19 protein-coding genes are annotated in these 21,980 nt (G+C 36.2%); 5 read left to right on the top strand and 14 right to left on the bottom strand.

Going from position 1 to position 21,980, the window contains the following annotated elements; genetic code table 11:
• Window positions 1-203 precede the first annotated feature (203 nt).
• From CWR45_RS04955 to CWR45_RS04945, 3 genes are all read right to left on the bottom strand, one after another.
• Window positions 204-2,177: a CgeB family protein gene (locus CWR45_RS04955; protein ID WP_115748695.1), complete on the bottom strand. Its 1,974-nt coding sequence runs from the start codon at window positions 2,175-2,177 to the stop codon at window positions 204-206.
• A gap of 214 nt (window positions 2,178-2,391) precedes the next feature.
• Window positions 2,392-6,639: a choice-of-anchor I family protein gene (locus CWR45_RS04950; protein ID WP_115748694.1), complete on the bottom strand. Its 4,248-nt coding sequence runs from the start codon at window positions 6,637-6,639 to the stop codon at window positions 2,392-2,394.
• 165 nt (window positions 6,640-6,804) lie between these two features.
• Window positions 6,805-7,887, bottom strand: coding sequence for a glycosyltransferase family 4 protein (locus tag CWR45_RS04945; RefSeq protein ID WP_115748693.1), 1,083 nt, complete (start codon window positions 7,885-7,887; stop codon window positions 6,805-6,807).
• A 221-nt stretch (window positions 7,888-8,108) separates the two neighbouring features.
• Here CWR45_RS04945 and CWR45_RS04940 point away from each other — a divergent pair, with 221 nt between their 5' ends.
• The 4 genes from CWR45_RS04940 (at window position 8,109) to zwf (ending at window position 11,510) form a co-directional block, all read left to right on the top strand.
• The gene (locus tag CWR45_RS04940; protein WP_115748692.1) at window positions 8,109-8,513 is read left to right on the top strand and encodes a hypothetical protein; all 405 of its coding nucleotides are present in this window, start codon (window positions 8,109-8,111) and stop codon (window positions 8,511-8,513) included.
• A 137-nt stretch (window positions 8,514-8,650) separates the two neighbouring features.
• Window positions 8,651-9,394: a threonine/serine exporter family protein gene (locus CWR45_RS04935; RefSeq protein WP_115748691.1), complete on the top strand. Its 744-nt coding sequence runs from the start codon at window positions 8,651-8,653 to the stop codon at window positions 9,392-9,394.
• Window positions 9,395-9,409: 15 nt separating this feature from the next.
• Complete coding sequence (locus CWR45_RS04930; RefSeq protein WP_115748690.1) at window positions 9,410-9,850, top strand: threonine/serine exporter family protein; 441 nt, start codon at window positions 9,410-9,412, stop codon at window positions 9,848-9,850.
• Window positions 9,851-10,034: 184 nt separating this feature from the next.
• Window positions 10,035-11,510: a glucose-6-phosphate dehydrogenase gene (gene zwf / locus CWR45_RS04925; RefSeq protein WP_115748689.1), complete on the top strand. Its 1,476-nt coding sequence runs from the start codon at window positions 10,035-10,037 to the stop codon at window positions 11,508-11,510.
• A 544-nt stretch (window positions 11,511-12,054) separates the two neighbouring features.
• On the opposite strand, the gene CWR45_RS04920 is transcribed toward zwf, so the two are convergent.
• Window positions 12,055-12,357: a hypothetical protein gene (locus CWR45_RS04920; protein ID WP_115748688.1), complete on the bottom strand. Its 303-nt coding sequence runs from the start codon at window positions 12,355-12,357 to the stop codon at window positions 12,055-12,057.
• 78 nt (window positions 12,358-12,435) lie between these two features.
• Window positions 12,436-12,927: a competence protein ComK gene (locus CWR45_RS04915; protein ID WP_115748687.1), complete on the bottom strand. Its 492-nt coding sequence runs from the start codon at window positions 12,925-12,927 to the stop codon at window positions 12,436-12,438.
• A 186-nt stretch (window positions 12,928-13,113) separates the two neighbouring features.
• Between CWR45_RS04915 and CWR45_RS04910 the strand changes: the two genes are divergently transcribed.
• Entirely contained in the window at window positions 13,114-13,302 is a 189-nt protein-coding gene (locus CWR45_RS04910) for a YjfB family protein (RefSeq protein ID WP_115748686.1), read from the top strand.
• A gap of 233 nt (window positions 13,303-13,535) precedes the next feature.
• Here CWR45_RS04910 and CWR45_RS04905 read toward each other — a convergent pair whose 3' ends face one another.
• The 9 genes from CWR45_RS04905 to spoIIQ form a co-directional block, all read right to left on the bottom strand.
• Window positions 13,536-13,766, bottom strand: a complete 231-nt coding sequence (locus CWR45_RS04905; protein ID WP_115748685.1) for a hypothetical protein — start codon at window positions 13,764-13,766, stop codon at window positions 13,536-13,538.
• Window positions 13,767-13,869: 103 nt separating this feature from the next.
• A complete protein-coding gene (fabZ, locus tag CWR45_RS04900; RefSeq protein ID WP_115748684.1) occupies window positions 13,870-14,292 on the bottom strand; it encodes a 3-hydroxyacyl-ACP dehydratase FabZ in 423 nt (140 codons plus the stop codon).
• Between the two features lie 408 nt (window positions 14,293-14,700).
• Complete coding sequence (locus CWR45_RS04895; protein ID WP_115748683.1) at window positions 14,701-15,054, bottom strand: DNA-directed RNA polymerase subunit beta; 354 nt, start codon at window positions 15,052-15,054, stop codon at window positions 14,701-14,703.
• Window positions 15,055-15,259: 205 nt separating this feature from the next.
• Window positions 15,260-16,093, bottom strand: coding sequence for a flagellar hook-basal body protein (locus tag CWR45_RS04890; RefSeq protein WP_115748682.1), 834 nt, complete (start codon window positions 16,091-16,093; stop codon window positions 15,260-15,262).
• A 270-nt stretch (window positions 16,094-16,363) separates the two neighbouring features.
• Window positions 16,364-17,167 carry a flagellar hook-basal body protein gene (locus tag CWR45_RS04885; RefSeq protein WP_115748681.1) on the bottom strand — a complete coding sequence of 268 codons (804 nt, stop codon included), beginning with the start codon at window positions 17,165-17,167 and terminating at the stop codon, window positions 16,364-16,366.
• A gap of 40 nt (window positions 17,168-17,207) precedes the next feature.
• Window positions 17,208-18,209, bottom strand: a complete 1,002-nt coding sequence (gene mreB / locus CWR45_RS04880; protein ID WP_115748680.1) for a rod shape-determining protein — start codon at window positions 18,207-18,209, stop codon at window positions 17,208-17,210.
• Window positions 18,210-18,551: 342 nt separating this feature from the next.
• Window positions 18,552-18,833, bottom strand: coding sequence for a sporulation transcriptional regulator SpoIIID (gene spoIIID, locus CWR45_RS04875; RefSeq protein ID WP_115748679.1), 282 nt, complete (start codon window positions 18,831-18,833; stop codon window positions 18,552-18,554).
• Between the two features lie 602 nt (window positions 18,834-19,435).
• Window positions 19,436-20,452: an AimR family lysis-lysogeny pheromone receptor gene (locus CWR45_RS04870; RefSeq protein WP_147294823.1), complete on the bottom strand. Its 1,017-nt coding sequence runs from the start codon at window positions 20,450-20,452 to the stop codon at window positions 19,436-19,438.
• A gap of 430 nt (window positions 20,453-20,882) precedes the next feature.
• Entirely contained in the window at window positions 20,883-21,809 is a 927-nt protein-coding gene (gene spoIIQ / locus CWR45_RS04865) for a stage II sporulation protein SpoIIQ (RefSeq protein ID WP_115748677.1), read from the bottom strand.
• Between the last annotated feature and the right edge of the window lie 171 nt (window positions 21,810-21,980).

Here is a 21,980-nt window from a genome sequence, read left to right as displayed (position 1 = left end):
CAATATTTTTAGTCGATTAATAATATTATTAGGAAATAGTGGCTAATCGTTATAATCTGTGAACTCTCATAAGGTAATAGTGCTCCCAAGCAAATGGCTGGGAAAATAATCAACTCTTCTTCTAGTTGAAAAGTTATAGAAATAGCGACAAACAATGTAAAAATATCCTTTCAACAATCGTTTAGCAGACTTTTTCATCGGCTTTACAGCTGTCGTCTATTACTAAAAATCTTCTGCCCCTTTTGGATGATAAATGTCTCAATAAATTCAGTTTGGTTATGAATTAAATCATAAAATGAGCCTTCATGTATTGCTTTTACTTCAAAAAATCCGGTATCGCTATCGATTGCATCCACATATTCAAATTCCGTTTCACTAAAGCGATAATCACCTTTACTATTGTTAGAATCCTTTTGTCCGACACATGCAGCACTTGAATAATGGAATGCATAAACATTATCTTCAACATAGTACTCATCGTATTGATTTTCAGTGTTAAGAACGGAAACATACTTTGTTTTAACTAAATCAGAAATGCGATAATTTTCATATACGTACTTTTCTAAATAGACGTACACACTATCATGGTTGTATTGATTAAATATTTCTTCATAACCATCAAACACAGATATCAATGCGATAATTCTAATTTGTTGATAAGATTGATTCTCAATTTTCTCTATCATTTTATTAAATACTTCTTTTGAGTGCGCGATAAATATTAGCGTAATATCTAGAGGTGGGATTTCAAAAGGAATTGAAGCATAATCTAATAGATATTGCAGTCTATTTTGATATGTATGGTTCCTAAAAATTTCTCTTGTACTTTTACTTGAAATTTCTCGATACTCTCGTGGACAAGTACTTAACTTATTGATTGATCCAATAATATCATTTTCATTCCAAGCTTGTTGTACAACTCCTGGAAACGTACTGTTTATTATTGGGGAGCTACGATTAATTATCGGTATTCCAGAAGCAAGTACCTCGATTATTGATTTGGATAATATCGATTGGGATTTACTTTTGTTTTCTTTATTAATAAGGATTGTGCAATTTTTTGGATAATCAAGTTGAATAATTTCCTCTTCCGAAACTTCCGAACGCATTATTTCCACGCCTAAATTAGAGAGCTTTTCAATTCGTTTATCAATACTTGTAAATGCAATTTTCCTTTTAGGAATTGCTAAGGTCACATTAAAGAATTGATTTACCTTCTTTTTATTTAGCCTCATTGGATTATAGACCTTTGGATTAACTGCATATGGCAGTTGATAAATGTTCTCGTGCTCAACCAATTGACGATAAACTGGAATCAGCTCGCAATCAACAGTAAAAATAAAGTCAAATAACGGAAATATTTCTCTGATGATTTCAACGTCAATGGAAGCATCAATATCCCAAAATACTGTAGGAATGTTATTTTTCTTGCACCATAATATCACCTGCTTTAACTTTTGAGAAGTTGTATCACTCTTAATTTCCCCACTTTCCATTGAACTACTGCCATATTTGAATGTGGAATCAACGAGCAACAAATCAGGAATTGCTGCTCTTGAAGCTGCTTCATCCCAATCATCTAGAGAAATAATCGTAACGATATCAGCTATATTTTGTAAATATTCATCATTTACGATCGCAACAACTTCTATTTGATTAAGGGTTTTTTTAGCTTCTCTCTTCCGGATTTTAATTGCTTTCGGGTTTGTTTCTGATGTAAAGACATTAGAAATCTCAAACTCTCCCTGCCCTGATATTCGAATTGCTATTCTGCAATAAATTGTATCAGGAGATGGAATAAGTGATGTGAGGCGATTTAAATGGATTCTTTTTTTATTTACTTGCTTAAAATCACCATCATATTCTAGTAAGTAAATAATCAAATCGATTGTTTCCGATTTTGTTCCACTAATTTTAATCGTATTTTCATTGCCGAGTTGTATTTTCTTTTCTTCTTTATTTATTACAGAAAAATTTGTATTTTTTTCGAATAGGGTAAGATACTTTGCTTTCTCATTAATTGACAGGATATGTATTTTTCCGTTTTTTTCAGTTAGTTTGATATCCCCCTCAGGATAATACCAATTATTAGTGTTAAAAAAATCACGAGAAAGAGTTTCAAACGGATGAATATCCCCCGATTCCCCAAAATGATATTCTTTTACTTTTTCTGGCACATAAATCAAATCCTAACTTTTAATAGTCATGTATCAAACAATGAAAAACGTCTCTTATCATGTTTACGTAGTATTATTATTTTATCACATATCTGCTTTTATATAAATCTAGGTGACTGCCTACATTCCTTGTTTTAATTAGGTTTATATAGAAAAAGGGAACAGGGTTCGATCCCCTGTTCCCTTTATTATTTCTTTGTGTTAAAGCTGTTGTTTATTTTGCAACGTCAACAATACGACCTTCAACTTTAGGTACGATATTGCCAATTCCTGCTAAATGATTCGCGAAGTTTTCCCAGTCAGAAGATCCTAAATCAGTTACACGACCTTCTTCATACGCTTTACCAAAGCCTGTGTAGCCATCTCCACCTTTAGCAGTAAATGCATTTGTTACGATTTTATAAATTTCTTTATCTTGAATTTCAGTATATGATCCGTCTTCATTTTGATAAGAAACGGAGATTACACGACTTTGTGCAGGTTTGGAAGAATCAAATTCTACTTTACCGCCAGCTACGTGTAAGAATCCGCCATTTTCATATGGAAGTTCACCAACGCTAATTTCAAATGCTTCTTTTATTTCAGCACCAGTTAATTCCATTACTGCTGGTGTGTTTCCGAAAGGTAGTACCGTAATAACTTCTCCAACCGTAATTGGCCCTTCGTTAATAGCAGCACGGATTCCACCACCGTTTTGGAATGCCATCACTACTTCTTCGTCATATTCTTTTCCTTCAGCAAGCATACCATCTGTAATTAGATTTCCAAGTGGCGTTTCATTTTTACGTACACTTACTTGCTCTTCATTGCCTTTATCAGATGTCCTAGGGTTTAGAAGTGCACTTTCTGCAGTTGCACCAATCTCAGTTTGTGAAACTTTCTCTACCTGAGTTGAGTATTGTTCTAATAATCCAAGCGCGTATTGGTCATCTGCTTTTTCTGCAACATCGATTAATTTACCTGCTGCAGCAACAACTTCACCTTTATCATTGAATTCAACATCTACTTTTCCTAAAAAGTTATTGTATTGATATGCTTGAACAATAACAGTTGGGTCTTTCTCTTTTCCAGCATTATCTTTCGTAATAATGACTGGTTCATTTAATTGCGTATGACTGTGTCCACCAACAATAACGTCAATACCATCTACTTCTGCAGCTAATGTTAAGTCATTATCAACATTTGGGTTATCGTCATAGCCGATATGTGTTAATGCGACAATTTTGTCTACACCTTGACCTTCAAATGCTTTAACAGCTCTTTCAGCTTCTTTAATGTAATCTTCAAACTCTATAGCACCTGGGCTAGAAAGATCTGCTGTTTCTGCAGTTGTTAATCCGAAGATACCAACTTTTTCTCCTTCAACTTCTCTTATCATTCCATTGTAAATATGACCATCCGCAGGTCGGCTTGAAATGATATCACTGAATAGTCCTTTGAATTTATCATCCTTGGTAAAATCTACGTTTGAGCTTACGAACGGGAATTTTGCACCTTCAACAAAATCTGCTAATCCTTGTAAACCTTCCTCTGTTGAGCCTAAGTCAAATTCATGATTACCAAATGTCATTGCATCGTAACCCATTAAGTTCATAAATCTTAAATCAGCCATCCCCTGGAATTCATTGTAGTACAATGTTCCAGACATTACGTCTCCTGCATCAAGAAGCAATGCATTCGGCTCCTCTGCTCTTACTTCCTTAACAGCTGTTACGCGTTTCGCAACATTATCTAAATTCGCATGTGTATCGTTTGTATGCATGATTGTTAAATCTAAATATCCATTATTAAGGTTCTTCTCTAAGATTGCATCCAGTGCTTCTTTTACCTTATCCCCTACCGCAACTGGTCCACCAAAGATTGTCATTGTATCTACATCTTCTTTAACTAGATAGTTGGATACTTCTTCAGGTACAATTCCATGCACTAAGACTACTGCTGAATCTTCTTTCGCTGCAAGGACTGCTCCAGATAGTGCATCCGCATAATCTTTACCATTTGCAACATACACTGCATCACTATTTACACCAAATTCTTCTAAAATAGCGATGTTTGTTGCATAGCGATTTCCACCGCTGATTCGTTTCGCACCAGGAAGTTCTTTCGCAACTTTTTCAGAGATTGCTAAATCTCCACCTAAAACTAATGAATCTTTTGCCCCAAGGCTATTTAACGCATCTTTTGTTGCTTTTGTTAGAACAGAATCCTGTGTTAATAAAATTGGCAATCCATCTCTTGCTGCTAATGATGCTACAGATAATGCATCAGCAAAATTCTTGCCATTAGCAACGACTACTTTTTCTGCTTTACCTTCTGTTAATTCATTTGCAATCGCTACAGCTGTATCATATCTTGAATGGCCATTGATTCGATCTACTTTAAGACCTGCTTTTTCAAGAGTATCTGTAACTTTTTTACTTACTGCGACTTCACCACCAAGAATCGTTACTTCCTTCGCACCTAGACGATTAATCTCTGCTATTGTTTGGTCTAGCACTCTATTACTCGGTGTTAATAGAATCGGAGTATCCCAAGCAGCAGCAAGAGGAACACCTGCTAGTGCATCAGCAAAATCTTGTCCACTTGCAAGAATAACTTTCTCTACTGAGCCTTTTTCCCAGCCTTGTTTACTTACTTCAATCGCTGTATCGTATCGGCTATATCCTTGGATACGTTCTATTTCATCAGCAACATCAGGTTTTGGTGATTCTACTGGGTCTTGCTCTGGAGTTGGAGCTGGTTCAAATGTTTCAGGTATTTGCTCTAGTTCATAAACAGCAACTGTCCCTGAAACTTCATGTGTTGCAGCAAGCAACGCTTTACCTGTCGGGCTATCTTCAGCCGGAATAAACTGTAAGCCTTCTGGTGATACGTCACCTTTTATGTCTTCACTAAAATCACGGCTTGAAATTAAATCAACAAATTGCGGTTCTTCTGGATTTGATACATCATAAATCATAATTCCACTGAATCGTTCTAATGCAATAAATGCATACGTATTGTCACCAATCACTCCAGTTACCGCTGTTTCTGGTTCTACACCCTTCGCATTGCTGCGTCCATCAAATTTAAGCTCATCATTGTTTGTATTGAAGTGCTTTGGTGCTGCTTTTGCAATAATTTGTTCAAATTCACTGCCACTGTCATAAACTTGTTCCATTGATTCTGCATCAAAGATTGAAAAGCTGCGTCCGCCATACCCGTAAATAGCTTCATATTTACCAGTCTTTTCATTTAATCCATTTTCAATAGTAAGTTTATAATCAGCTAAACTATTAAGATCAAATTTATTTAATTCTGCTTGTGTATAGTTAGCATAATTCGATGCTTTTAAACTGACTTTGTCTTTTTCAAGTAATTTCTTTAATTTTTTCTCTTCCGTATATCCTTCGCCATCATCATTGTACTCACCATAAGAGAAGTTACCATCTTCGTATGCACGTGCATCGCCTTCATTTGGTGTGATGATGTATGTTTTACCGCCTACAGTGAAAGTGTCAATTGCATCAGGCATATGGAATGTAAGAATTGGTTGTTTTTCGATTTCAATCTTTCCATTTGGAATTGCATCCATTTCATTTCCAGGTTCTGAATGATCGATTACACCAAGACCTTTAACACTAACAATCTTATTAGCTGTTAAATCGATTGTCGCAATTGCATTGTTTTCCTGTAAAGAAACATATGCTGTTTTGCCGTCATCCGAAACTGTAATATATTCAGGTTCTAATTGCTGCAATGGTGTACCATTAGAATTTAAGCGTATATCGTCACCTAACTCAAGACCTTCAAATGTCAATGTTTGCGCCGTCAGATTAGCAGCATCAATAACTGAAATTGAACCATCTGAATCAAGTGTTGTCACTTCTTTAGTGTCTTCATTAATCGTTGCACGCGGCTCACCTTCATTTGCAACAAGTACCTTTTTACCGTCTGGTGTAAATGTCACCATGTCAGGTAATGAACCTACTTCTACACTTTTAACGAATGATCCATCTTTTTTAGCAAATATGATATGACCAGGGTCTGATTCTAATTTACTTGAAGCTGAAATTGCAATTAGGTCGTCCGTTGGGCTTACTGCGATACTTGTAATACTTGCATAATCATCAGGATTCAGACCTAAATCTTTAAGTAAAAATCGCTTCGATTTAATTTGTTGAAACTCACCAGATTTCAAATCGGCAAATGAAATAATATCAAAACCAGTTACTGCTCCATTAGTGACAAATGCTGTTTTTGTTTTTGCATCAAATGCCAATATTTCCGTACCTGCTTCTCCCACTCCACTATCATATTGCGCAATTTGAGAAATCTTAAGTTGTTCCTGTAAGTATTGGTGAAGCGGTGGTTGTTCTGCCTGCCCTTTTGCTTCATCGGCAAATACATTGTAAGGCACAACGCTTGTTAACAATAACGATGCAGCTGCTGCTCCAGTTATTAGTTTCTTCTTAAATCCCATTATGTAATACCCTCCCTAATTTATCTAGCTATAGGTAATTTTACATATCTTATATTAATTAAGTACAAAGTTAATGTAAATTTTAGATTAATTTTGTTACTTTTTGACGATATTTCTAAATCTTTTACATAAAAAAAGACTTCCATTTATTAATTGAAAGTCTTTTTATCTATTCCGTATCTTTCGCATCCTTCGAAGCATCTTCCGCAAATAGTCAACAATCGGCCTTTTCCCTCCCATTACAACCCCTGCTAATTCTGCCAGGATCTGAATTAGAAATAGGACAATGATTGTAATGATTAATGAGGTTGTTGTACTTGCTTCAGAAAATAGGATTGCCATCATACCAAACAAAGCGCTGAATGCATAAAGAATTAATACGGTTTTCCTGTGACTATAACCCGATTCAATCAGTTGATAATGAACATGCTTATTATCAGCTCTCATAATATTTTCCTTATTAAATGCCCTGCGAACAATAGCATAAAGTGTATCAAAGATCGGGACTGCAAGCACAATGATTGGAATAATAAAGCTAAAGAAAGCGACATTTTTAAATAATCCAAGCATCGAAACAACTGCAATCATATAACCTAAGAAATTAGACCCAGTATCGCCCATATATATTTTCGCCGGATAAAAATTATGATAGAGGAAACCAAGATTTGCTCCAACCAGTACAATCGTTAAAAAAGCAACCAATATTTGCGAATCTATAATAGCCATCACGAATATGCTTATCAGGGCAATCGTAGAAACACCAGTTGCAAGACCATCTAAGCCATCAATGAGATTAATCGCATTCGTAATCCCTATTATCCAAATGATCGTAATAAAGACACTAAAAAAGCCTAGATCAAAGATACCGATAATCGGTAAGGTTATCCTTTCGATTATTATTCCCGAAAAAACAAGTAATGAAGCTGCAATTATTTGTCCAGTTAGTTTAACTATTGGTGAAAGAGAAAATCGATCATCAAGAATACCTGTAATAATGATGACAGTCGCACCCATAAAGATTGCTGGGAGGTGCTCACTAGTAGGACTTAGATAAAGGATACCTAGCAACGAACCAAGGAATATTGAAATTCCACCTAACCTCGGTGTCACTTTCTTATGAATTTTTCTATGATTTGGGTGATCAACCGCTCCAATATTGACGGCAAACTTTTTCACTGGATAAGTTAATAGGAAGGAGGAAATAAGCGAAATTAGAAATGCAATAATTAAATCGAGCGCGTTAATCATAATATTCTCCTTGTTGTTCATGTTGAATGATAGATATGAAACAAAACCATCATGAATTAAATTATAGCGAATGATACATTCAGTTAGCAAATCTAATCTCGAACAAGAAGCAATAGATACTTATTAGAACTTGCAGCTGAAAAACGTGATTTTCCTCCTAACCATAGTATGTTATTCTATTTACAATACTATTCTAATAATCAGAAAGAAAGGAGATTTCTATGGGCATTTATATTTTTGCCGTGGCAGCAGTTTTAGCAGCTATTTCAATTTCAGTGCTTTTTAAGATAAATATTGGAAAAATCAAAGAGCAGCCGGAGCAAGCAAGTAAAGTACAGACAAACTTTTTTATCGGTGTTGCCATCAGTGAAGCAATTCCACTAATATTATTAATTATCGGAATAATGAATGTAGAAGCTGTTTCATCAATTGAGCTTATATACATACCTGCAATTATTATTATTTTAACCATTGTATGCGCTAGTTTCTTTCTATTCTTACAGAGTAAAGTAGATGTTGTTGAAGATAATAAGTCTAGTGTGACAAGCTTTACTGCAATCGGCATTGCGATGGTAAATGCGATACCGATTATTGCACTCGTCTTTTTATTTACACTCACACCATAATCCAAACCAGTGGGAAAGTGGGAATTACTTTATACAATTATTAATTCAATTCACACTTTTTCCCTTTCCCTTTCTTTCAATTACATCAACCTTTATAATGTAACATACATAGAGTTATGAGAGTGGCAGGTGGTATTATGGAAAAAAAGGTTTCCATTGAGCAGGTATGCGTATTAGCTGGGAAAATTATGCTTCAAAGTGGTGCAGAAACATATCGAGTAGAGGATACAATGAACCGAATTGCTACTGCATTTGGTGTAAAAAATCCGCAGAGTTATGCTACCCCTACCGGAATTAATTTTGCTGTTGATGTCGCGGAGGAAACATACTTTTTAAGAATTACTACGCGGTCAACGGATCTACATAAAGTAGCCGAAGTCAATACGATTTCCCGAAGCATTACTGCAGGAGAACTCAATTTGAGAGAAGCGTTCTCCTCATTAATTGAGGTTGATAATGATGGACTTTTATATCACGCATGGATTCGAATTATTGTCGCTGCATTTGTAAGTGGCTGTTTTACCATTATGTTTGGCGGCGTATGGAATGACTTTATTCCTGCACTCGTGGCTGGAGGTTTTGGTTATGCCGGAATGCTTGGTGTTGACCGTCTACTTGAAATCCGCTTCGTCTCTGAATTTCTCGGTGCAGTCATTATTGGTTTCATTACGGTTATCTGTATTTATACTGGTATTGGGAAAGAGATGGATAAGATTATCATCGGAGGCGTCATGCCCTTAGTTCCAGGTTTACTTATCACAAATGCAGTTCGTGATTTGATATCTGGACACTTGGTTTCTGGTCTATCAAAAGGAATAGAAGCATCAATTACTGCATTTGCGATTGGTGCTGGGATTGCAGCTATTATTGCTTTTGCTTAAATGGAGGAATGCTACATGGATATTACTGCTCAACTAGTCACAAGTTTTATTGCAGCTGCAGGATTTGGCATCCTTTTTAATGCACCAAAAAATGCTCTCATTCAATGCGGACTTATCGGCATGATTGGTTGGATTCTATATTATCTGCTTTCTGCAAATGGATTAGATGTAGTTCCATCCACCATACTTGCTGCGATGCTCGTCGCAATCTTAAGTTATGTTTGTTCAAAAATTTATCGTATGCCAATTATTATTTTTCATGTATCTGGAATCATCCCTCTTGTCCCAGGAGGAAGCGCATATGACGCAATGCGTCATTTCGTTATCAACGATTACTATACGGCAGTCCAATTGTCGTCAAAAGTGATGCTTCTCTCAGGAGGAATCGCGATTGGATTAATGTTTTCTGAGGTAATCAGCCAGATTGTACGGAAGTTTGCTGCTACAAAGCGGTAGAGAATATTTTAAAACATGATATCTAAGCGTTCACGCCATGTGCAAGAGCGCTAAATTCGTTTATATTATTTTTTACAATATTATGAATAATCTTTTAATATTTTGTCAATATGCATTATTTGATTAATTTTCTTTTTCCTATAATATAAATTATATATTTCCACATAAAGTGAGGGAGCTTATTATGGATCAACCATTACAACCAAAAGTAGTTATCGTAATATTCGGCGCAACAGGAGATTTGGCTAAACGCAAATTGTTCCCTTCTATATATCGTCTTTATCAGCACGGGAAAATCAGTAAGAACTTTGCTGTCATCGGGCTTGCTCGTCGGGAATGGACAGATGAGGTTCTGCGTGAAAATGTTGTAGAGTCGATTGAGGAAGCAGTTTCTCCAAATGAGAATTTAGAAGAATTTATCTCTCATTTCTATTATCATCCATTTGACGTTACAGACGATTCCTCTTACCAGGGATTGCATAGTCTAATAAAGAATCTAGAAGGGGAATACGACACAGAAGGAAATCGAATCTTTTATCTAGCAATGGCCCCTAATTTCTTCGGAACTATTGCAAACAAGTTAAAAGCTTACGGATTAGAAAACTCTGAGGGATGGTCACGTCTTGTGATTGAAAAGCCTTTCGGACATAACTTGGAATCTGCAAAGGGATTAAATAATCAGATTCGTTCTGCTTTTAATGAAGATCAAATTTATCGGATTGATCATTATTTAGGCAAACAGATGGTACAAAATATTGAGGTTATTCGTTTTGCCAATGGAATATTTGAGCATCTTTGGAATAACCGTTTTATCTCTAATATTCAAATTACCTCGAGTGAGGTGCTCGGTGTAGAAGAACGTGCTCGGTACTATGATCATTCTGGGGCAACCCGTGATATGGTGCAAAACCATATTCTTCAAATGGTTGCACTACTCTTAATGGAGCCACCGATTAAATTGACGACAGATGAAATTCGGTCAGAAAAAATAAAAGTACTACGCGCTCTTCGGCCACTTGATAAAAACGAAATTAGCGAATCGTTTGTACGTGGTCAGTATGGATCAGGGGAAATAAATGGTGAAGCTGTTCCTAGCTATCGCGAGGAGGACGAGGAATTAACAGAATCGAATACTGAAACCTTCGTTGCCGGTAAGCTTTTAATTGATAATTATCGCTGGGCAGGTGTTCCGATTTACATTCGTACCGGGAAAAGAATGACAGAAAAGTCAACTAAAATTATCATTGAATTCAAGGATATCCCGATGAATTTATATTATAAAAAGGATAATGACCGCAACCCCAATTTACTTAGCATCAATATCCAACCAAACGAAGGGATTACACTTGGTCTAAATGCTAGAAAATCAAGTGAAGGAGCACTAGCTGAACCAATTCAGCTTGCTTATAATTTAGATGAATCTTCTGGAATCAATACACCAGAAGCATACGAAAAATTACTTTATGATTGCATGATTGGCGATGCAACTAACTTTACACACTGGGATGAAGTAGCACTATCTTGGAAATTCGTTGATACTATTTTAGATGTTTGGTCTAAAGAAAAGGCTGATTTTCCGAATTATAAATCAGGATCAATGGGACCTAAAACAGCGGATGAACTTTTAGCAAGAGATGGATTCCACTGGTGGGAAGTATAACAGCTCATAATTTAAAAGGATCATGCTCCAGTCTAAATGAAGCATGATCCTTTTTTCTTTTCTGTAATTATTAAATGGCGGCTATACAGCCAACTAGTAAGTGATAAATTAATATGATGTTTGCGTCCTTGGCCGTCGCTCCAGAAATACACTACGCTTTCCGCGGGGAGCTGTTGAGCCTTCTTGCGCTTCGCACTTCGGAGTCTCACCTAGGCTCTTCTTCCCGCTGGACAAGGAAAGCTTCGGCAGCGTTACATCGCACGAAGAAAATAACTCTTTATTTTCGAGGAGTCTTCGTGTATTTCTTCCGCTGAAGATAGAGAAAATCTAGAGAATAAACAGAATGACAAACCCACTATCTATCAAAGTTTATTGTAGCAATATTCACGAGAATCATGTGTATATCGCTAAGACTTTCTAAGTTCAAAGACACAATTATCACTTTTTCACAGTTTATATCGATAAACATTAATATTATTTCTGTGAAGATTAGAAAACAGCCTAAGTTGGTCCGCACTTTATCTAAACAGTGATACATTGAGAATTAATAATACTCTTTACGGTCTGGAATAAGAGCAGTAATTGCTAGCACTATTGCAGTAAGTATATGCATGATCATTCCAAGCACTGGTATAACCCCGATAATAGAAGTAATAATTCCTAAAATACTACCCGCAGAAGCCCCTCTGTCCCTATTAGTTATTATTAATGTAATAATATGGAGAATTAGCATTACAAAAAGCGGTGTCCATCCATTTGCAATAATAAAAGCTCCTCCGACAAAAGGGATTCCTAATAGACCTTCAAAGATTGCTGTTATCCATTTTAATATCTTTGACCCTGACAAAATATCACCTCCGAATCACGTATTGAATATTTTCCAACCTATCGTATCATATTATTCCAGCTTAATAATAGTTCGACACTAATCTTCACCTTGCCACAATCGAATTTGCCCATTACCAAACAGGATCGACCGATTTAGTTGGACAATGACCTGACTCGTCCGTTTATATTGACTATCAATCGTGCTGAGCGATACATTCACATAAATTCCCGTTCCATCATGAAAAGCTATGTAGGTTCTATTATCATGTAGAAAATATTCTTTAATATGACTAAAGGCTAACCAAACACAATCTTTATTCTTTGTTGAAGCAGTAGGAAACATGTAAATTCCTTTCATAGGTGCTATTGGAACCGGCAGTTTACTCATTGACTTTAATATCTCCTTCACAGCACCACGCCTGCCTTCCAATGTCGATCCATGGATAAGGCAACTATTATCAATGATTTGCTCCGGTTTATACTTCGAATATTGTTCACTATTCCCTTCAATCACCACCGTTCGATAATAAGAAGAATCATCTGTCAAAAATGCTTTTGTTTTCTGCGATATGAGATAGACATTCTGCATGATAAGCCCCCATAACATTTATTACTTTAATTACTGCTAGTATACCGTTTTATTCAGACTATTTCTACAATAATTGACCTTATCTTTCATTATAAATTGATTATTCAGTAGGGAGAAGAAGATAATGGTAGCATTTTATCAATTTATGATATACTTTTTGTAGATATTGAGAAGGAGGGATTTCAGATGGATATTGCAGCCCTTTCAGTCGCAATGACTCAAAGTCAGTTACAAACAGAAGCAGGGTTCGCTTTAATGGATAAGGTAATGAATTTGTCCGAGCAACAGAGCGTCCAACTAAACGACATGTTAGGTCAATCAGTAATACATTTAACTCATCCTTCATTAGGTACTCAGTTGGACTTGAGAATTTAATTAAGACGAAGAAGCAGCACCTAAGAACTTCAAGGCGCTGCTTCTCGATTAAGTATCTTTTATAAAACTAAGGTTTGACCAATCCTTAGGGGAAGTTCGGTTAAAAACTAGGGCGTCCTGGGACTTACTCGTCCCATCGAAAACCTTAGTCACTACAACGAACTGACTATATTCTGTAGGCCTCACCTATGCAGTAAGAAAGGAATTATATTTTCTTACTACCAAACCATTACTTATCGTTTCTCGTCTTCTTTGTGCTGTCGGTTCATTTCATCCTGTGGAATATTTCCATCGTTTAGATTATCTTCAACCGGAGCATTATTGTTTCTTTCTTCATTTAACGGTGCTTCGTTTCTTGGCGCTTCTTCCTTCACTGGGGCTTTATTCGTTCCCATTCCACATGCAGTTATCATTGATAATGCAATAATCGATGCGCCAAGCTTAAACAATAGTTTGTCTTTCACATTAGGTTCCTCCTTTTGATGTAAGTTATCGTCATTAGGATAACCATATCTACAAAAGTAATACCCATATTTAGACATTTTTTTTAAGCTAGCATATAAAAAGCTACTTTATCGCAAATGTAATCTCCGCTTCACAGGCTAACTCACCGTTTACAGTCGCAATTCCTTTCCCTTTGCCAATTGGCCCCTTCACTCTTGTGATCTCTACTTCTAATTGTAATTGATCACCAGGTCTCACTTGGCGCTTAAATCGGCATTTATCAACACCTGCTAAAAAGCCTAGTTTCCCTTTGTTTTCTTCTTTTCCTAATACAGCAATTGCCCCAACCTGTGCCAACGCCTCAATAATTAGTACACCAGGCATTACAGCGTACTCAGGAAAATGCCCTTGGAAAAATGGCTCATTAATCGTTACGTTTTTTATACCTGCAACACGTTTCCCCTCTTCCATTTCCGTTACTCTATCTACTAATAGGAATGGATAGCGATGTGGTATAATCTCTTTTATTTGCTCTATATCTAACATATTTATAGCTCCTTTATAAAATATATATTTCCGCTATTATATCAAAAATTAAGGGATTTAGTAGAAAAACGAAGCGAAGACAACAAAAGCGCAAGTCCCAGTTTAGAGAAGAACGAACGCGGCTCACACGCCCTGGGGCAGTACAACGTTGCAACTTGAGATTGCGACTTTAGTTAAACTTCTTCATAGCCTCTTTAGATAAAAGAAACTCTTTGGGAGCAATCACCAATCATAATTAATTTATCATTCGGAGTTGAGCGAACTCTTACTTGGAGTATGAGTGCTGAAGTTAGACGTAGCTTATCCTGCTACGAAATCTATTATTTTTCTATTTAGATATTATAAAACAGCATGTCATCTTTTTAATAGGTAACATGCTTTTTGAAAAATATTTTACTGCTTCGTAAACTATTCTACTTTCGTTACAATATCAATAATATGCTGCCATGTTTCTTTTTTCAATACATCCGTTGGAACTCCATCACCGAGAATACCATAACCAATCATTAAGCCAAGAACTAGTGCGGCTGCAGCTAGAGTTAGAACAATAATAATCCGAAGCCAAATTGGGAACATCCGTAATCTTGGCCGTTTATTATTTCCATTTTCTCTCTTCTTTACCTGCTTTTGCTGTTTCCTCGATTGTTTTTCCGTCATCTGTGAACTCGGCTCTTTCTTTTTTGACGAGTCATTTTTCTTCGTTTGTTTATATTCTTTTCTTGACTGTTTATTAGCAACGGTTCGGTCAGATTGATTAGACATAGATAGTAACTCCTTAATCCCTGGCTATTGAAATAATGCTTGTATATTATTAATTCAAAGTTAATCAGCTTGCTTGATGATTCAAGGTTCCAACGACTAACGAAATATCGATAACCTTCGTATTTTCGTTAAATAAGTTTTCTCTTTTAACTAAGTTTATCATAGAAATTCAGTTAATATCTATAGCTCAATTATCCTTCTACCTCTATGAACGAAGCTGATTCACTAATCCCATCATTTGGTCACCCATCGAAATTGTTCTTGCATTGAACTGGTAAGAACGCTGCGCCATTATAAGATCTGACATTTGCTCTGCAACATCAACATTTGACTGTTCGAGTGTTCCGCTTTGCAAAACATTTTCGTTCGGGGCAGTGTCTTGAATTATCTCATCAAAATTAAGCCCGAGTTCCGCGACATTTGGCAGTCGAAACAAATTCTGGCCTGTTGATTCTAGTAATCTTGGACGAACCACTTCAACTACTGCAATCGAACCTGCAATCTCTTCTTGACCCCCGCGCTGAACGACAATTTGTCCATTCTCACGGATCGTTATTGCATCAAATCCTTCAGGAATAATAATCGGTCCATTGTTGCCAAGTACAGGATTACCGTCGCTCGACACAAGCATGACATCTTGATTATTATTAATTGGATTTAAATAAAATGAGCCATCTCTTGTGTAACGTGTTTCCGTATTCCCATTTTCTGTTACTTGAATTTGAAAGAACTGATTCTCTCCAACTAATGCCGTATCTAGCTCACGATTTGTTGTAACTAATGATCCGTGATCTAGGTTAATATTCGTCGCACCAAGTCTAGCACCAGAACCAATTCGGATACCATCCGGTGTTAATCGCCCGTCCGCATTTTGCGGGCTATTTAAATTATTGATTTGCTGGAATAATAACGACGAAAACTCTGCTTGACGTGCTTTATATCCTGTTGTTTGACTGTTTGCCATATTATTACCAATCAAATCGAGCTTGTTTTGTAATTGGTTCATCGTTACTGCTGCTTGAATCATCATCCGTGACAATGTATTTCCTCCAATCTTTTTAGAACATAGCACAAGCCCCGTTCAGTGACGTACGGACTGCCCTTGCAGTAAGGGACGGTTCGACATGTCAAATATTCCTTATTAATAGATAAAGGAAACGCTTTGGGAACTTAGCGAATGGATGTTGTTTTCATTAAGTGAGGGAAGTCTCGCAAGGAGCACGAGCGCTGGAGCTGTACGTGGGCAACACTGGCAATGAAATAATGTAAAGTATTTTTTTAGTTTCTAAAACTATATAGCCATTAGTTTCTAGCCAATTCTACCTATTTCACTTACAGCCTTACCCATACTTTCATCGTACGCTCGCAGTACCCGCTGATTCGTTTCAAACAAGCGATAAGATTCCATCATCTGTGTCATCGTTTGTAATGAATCAACGTTTGATTGCTCTAATGCTCCCTGTTGAACTTGATATGTAGCCGCCCCAGGAACAGCCACTGCTTCTCCAGAGAATAGATTATCTCCTTCTTTTACGAGCTGGTTCACATCTACTACATAGGAGAGTCCAAGCCGAGTATTCTGATCCATCGTTTGCAGCATTCCATCTTGTGTTACGGTAAATTCAATTCCACCAGTTTGTATTGGATTTCCTGCTTCATCTAAAACATAATAACCTTGATTTGTCACAAGGTTTCCCGCTCCATCCACGGTGAAATTACCATTCGTCGTATAACGTACTTCACCTGCAGCATTTTGTACGGTGAAGAATATGCTTCCCGCTTCATCAGGAACTTGTCCATTAATTAATGCCAAATCAGTAGAAATTCCGGTCTGACGAATATCACCTTGCGTAAAATTTGGAACAGTTTCTTGTAAATATACACCGGTATTAATTGAACCGATAGGATTTTGTATCGGCAAATGAACATTATGCGTTACCGGAATCTGCTTTGACCCCATTTCCTGAATCAACATTTCTGGAAACGCACGAATCGCTGTATGATCCGCTTTATATCCAGGTGTATTTATGTTTGCAATATTATTTGCTAAGGCTTCCTGCTGACGTTGCTGCGAAATCATTCCAGAAGCTGCTGTATAGAACCCTCTTAACAAGTCACTCTCCTCCTTCGTTTAGGGATATCGAATCAACTAATTAGATAACTTTATTACGTTCTACTTTATCGATATTTTCAAGCATAATACCTGTTCCTTTTGCAACACAGCTCATTGGATCCTCTGCGATAAATACAGGAACCTTTAATTCTTCTGCAAGTAATTCATCTATTCCATGAATTAATGCTCCTCCGCCTGTTAAGATAACGCCACGATCGATAATATCCGCTGATAATTCAGGTGGTGTGTGTTCAAGTACAGACTTCGCTGCTTGTACAATTAAATATGCTGATTCTCGAAGCGCTTCTTCAATTTCTGCAGAACGAATTGTTATCGTTTCTGGCAACCCACTTACCATATCACGCCCACGAATTTCCATTTCTTCATTTCGTGAATCTTTAAACACAGTTGCAACATTGATCTTAATATCCTCAGCTGTACGCTCTCCAATTAGAAGCTTATACGTTTTCTTTATGTATTGAAGAATTTCAACATCAAAGTTATCACCGGCCATCTTGATTGATTCTGAAGTAACAATCCCGCCCATTGATAAGACTGCAACATCCGTTGTACCCCCGCCGATGTCAACAACCATATTTCCACTTGGTTGATAAATTTCCATCCCAGCACCAATTGCAGCAACTTTCGGCTCTTCTTCAAGATAGATTTTCTTTCCACCAGATTTCTCAGCTGCTTCTTTTATTGCCTTTTGTTCAACCTTTGTTATATTTGTAGGACAGCAAATAAGCATTCTTGGCTTAGATAGAAATCCCTTTACATTTATTTTATTAATAAAATGTTTTAACATTGCTTCTGTAACGTCAAAATCAGCAATTACACCATTCTTCAATGGGCGAATTGCTTCAATATTTCCTGGTGTACGTCCAACCATACGTCTTGCGGCTTCACCGACTTCAAGCACTTTACCAGTATTCTTATCCATCGCAACTACGGAAGGCTCATTTAGGACAATTCCTTTACCTTTCACATGAATTAAAACATTGGCAGTTCCAAGGTCAATTCCAATATCTCTAGAAAACATGAATCCAGATCCTCCTAGTATTTCTTATCTTGCACTGTCCGAAAACACAATGCTACTCATTATTATATTTTACCACAAACTTCAACAATTAACTGTACATTGTGAAATAATTTTCGAGGTTTTTTCTTTACAATTATTTTTCTCTATATTTATTGATTTAAGTGGTAATCATAATGCGCCCAATTGAGGGTTTTGAGGAACAAAAGCTGCCACCTTGCAGAATATTTTCCGACAAGGTGGCATTTCTTTGCTAGTATTCTCCGTGTTTAACAAATGAGGACTTAATGGAGAATGAGATATCTAAAATATTGTCACGAAAATTAACTAACCTTCATCTAAATCTTACACAACAGGATTTACTTCCTCTTCCTTGCTTGAGTCAAGTTTATACTTTTTCCTTGTAGCTTCGCCTCCACGAAGGTGACGGATTGCTTTATGATATTCCAAGATGTCTTTCACCTGGTTTGCTAAGTCAGGGTTTATCTCTGGTAATCTTTCAGTTAAATCTTTATGAACCGTGCTTTTAGATACACCGAATTCCTTTGCAATCGTTCGAACAGTTTTTCTCGTTTCAACCACATGGTTTCCAATTTTGATTGCTCTATCTTTGATGTAATCGTGCACACCATTCGCCTCCCTAAGTTGATTACTTCCGAGGTGTGAATCGAGACAAGGTGTTCATGGTGCTCAGGCGGCTTATTCATATACGGAAAAGAGATCGTAATGGATATGTAAGGTTGGGTTTGGATATGATACAATAACAATAATTGGTGGAATTTTCTGTATTTAATTTACAAAAAAATAAAAAGAGAGCATCCTATTGATCTAATCATCGTATCCACACAAGCTCTCACCTCAGATGATACTGAATGCTTGGTTTCTAACATTTTATTACGTGCCTGCAATCTTTATGATTAAAATTGTATATTTACCAAAGGAGGACAAGTAGTATTTTTTAAAACAAAAGGTAAAGTGAATATTTAGGATCATAAGTCAGACAGAATGAACGGACTACCCCTATAAATATTCAATCTAGAGAGAACACTTCAAGTAGTTTGGTTGGAGTAGTAATTGATATACCTGAAATCTTATTCGTAACTGAGGAGCTAGGGCTTGGAATATGATTGTAGTTTAGTGTTGGAGAATGTTGGAGAAACTTTTCCCTTCTTATCTATCAAAAGGGGGAAATGGCTTTCACACCACATTACGCCCCTTTCATTTTCCTTTTAAGAATTTAATTGTTTTAATTCATAAAGTGGCAGCTTAGAGAAAAAGTGATCGCCTTGCTTTTCAATGAAATACAAATAAGATTTAATTAGTAATTGTTTATCCTGCTTTGCTTTACCAAGGTAATAAATTTGAAATGGCGTGTTAAGTGGCAATTCGTTAAGTATTTCAATCGCCTTTCCGTTATTTCCTTTAGCAATTTCGATATGTGCTTGTTCACTTTTATCTTGAGTTGATATATTTTCCACTTGGTTGAAATGAGCCAATAGAAATGGAATATTTCGTTGTTCTATAAGATTAACTGCTTTATCAAACTGATACTCTTTGGAAATACGCAATGCTTCCGAAAGATGATACATTCCTTGTTCCAAAGATTCAAATGTATAAGATAATCCTAATTTTATATGGATATCCGCATGGATAAAAGGATTTAACATTTCATTAAGAATCTGGTATCCAAACTTTCTAGCAGTAATCATTTCATTTCTCTTCAAAAAGTATATAATTGATATCTGCCGAATTCGAGTTCTAAAATAAGATACTAATAATCTGTCATCAATAGCTGAAAATAATTGTTGATAGGTTGCTAATATATACCCTAATTTGTCCACTCGATTCATGTAATAATAACAAGAGGCTTTTGCCAATTCTATCAAGCATACCAATTCTGGATCACTGGTTTTCAACTGATTTAATCTTGGTAGGATTGTAAATGCAAGCTCTCTATTTTTCTTCAAGTCCATCATTATTTGGTAAATGTCTGCCCATTGGTTATTAGAGAAATGCTCTGACTCCTTGTTTTTCTTAATCAATACCTTTAAATCATCAAAATAACCATGAATATATAAAAATTCCATCCCTTTTTTCTGGATATCCTGAGAAGATGACTGAAGGCAAAATCTCCTCGTTAATTCTGTAATCGATTCCGAACTATCCTCCAGTAAAAAAAATTCCTGCAGTTGTTCCAAGGTTAATACGTATTTCGTTGATAATATACTGCCATAAACCTCCAACAATATCCTCTCCCCATTGAAAACTAGCATTCCGCCAAGCCTTTACATTATTATTTACAATGATTGGATTTGAGTTTTTGTATTCCCTTTACAAAGTAATCCATTCATATGAATGATCAATCACTCAATTAATCTTAATTAAAATAAATTTAATTAATCAACTATTTCCACAATATATTTTAACATGATTCTAAAAGAGAAATCGTATTTTCGTTCGACACTTTTCGCATTGATTGATTCCAAGTATTATTCGAATCTAGTATGGGTTTTGCTGATTTTTCACTTGATAATATTGATATTCCTTTTAAAAAAACAAATGCAATTGTAATAGGCTTTTTCTCATCTATTATGATCAAATCTTATTAGCGATAATGTTTAACTTACTACATAAAAAATACTCTAGCAGTATTGCTAGAGTATTTCATAAACTAAATTATGCACCAGATGTATTTGCTGAATCGTCTGATTCTTCATCCGTATTTTCATCTTCTACGTCGTCATCTGCTGCTGGATCTTCAGCTGAATCCTCTTCAGGTTTTTCTTCTGAGTCAATTGGTTCATCTGTTTCATCAGTAGCTTCTTGGTCCTCATCTGCTTCCGGGCTTTCAGTAGCTTCAGGATCTTCAACCGCTTCCGGGCTTTCAGCTGCCTCTTCCGTTACCGGATCATTTAGGCTGCTTACCGATTGATTGAAAAAGCTTTCAGGATTCACTTCTTTACCATCTTTTCTTAACTCAAAATGGACATGTGTTCCATTGTCTTTTCCAAAAATATTCTTCCCTGCAGTACCAATTTCGTCACCTTGCTTCACTTCATCGCCAGCTGTAACAACTACATTTTCTAGGCTTGCATAGTATGTCGTAACATCATTTTCATGTGACATGATTACTACATTACCTAGAAGTGGGTCCTCTTTCACCTCTGTTACCGTACCACTTAATGATGCTACGACATTAAAGGTTTCTGCGTCAGCAGATGCAATATCGACACCTGTACTTTGATAGAACCGATTATTATGGAGAATCAAAGCATTTTCTCTATCTTCCTGTTCTGCATTGTAATCAAAAAATTTAGTTACGATTTCTGCTTGTTCTTGATCAGCTACAGGCATTTTAATTACTTCTTGTTGTTCTAAAACAGGCTCTGCCTCATCTTCATTCGGTGTTGGCTGGTAGTTATCCGAATCTTGCTCATTTTGGATGTCTGTCGCATCTGGTACTTGATTTTCCAGATTTTGATACCATACCACAGCAGATAGAAGTAGTGCGGCAATTGTTAAATACAAAGCTGGGAAAAACCATTTCTTACGGAAAATACGACTCCATTTATTTTTTGGAGTACCTTTGTTTTCTTCATTCATTAGATCATCACCTCAACAACCATTCTGTTCAGAAAATGAAAAATATATACATACTAGTAAAAAAATTATCTGATTTTATGAATATTATTGTTGAATTAGGAGAAATTAAACTTTTCTATGCTGGTAAAGCTGGTTGGCGATACGATATTTAGTAGTTTAATTGAGAGGTTA

Origin of the sequence: Oceanobacillus chungangensis (assembly GCF_003369565.1) — a bacterium.
In the GTDB taxonomy this organism is placed as follows: domain Bacteria; phylum Bacillota; class Bacilli; order Bacillales; family Amphibacillaceae; genus Oceanobacillus; species Oceanobacillus chungangensis.
This window is presented reverse-complemented; position numbering and strand designations above follow the sequence as displayed.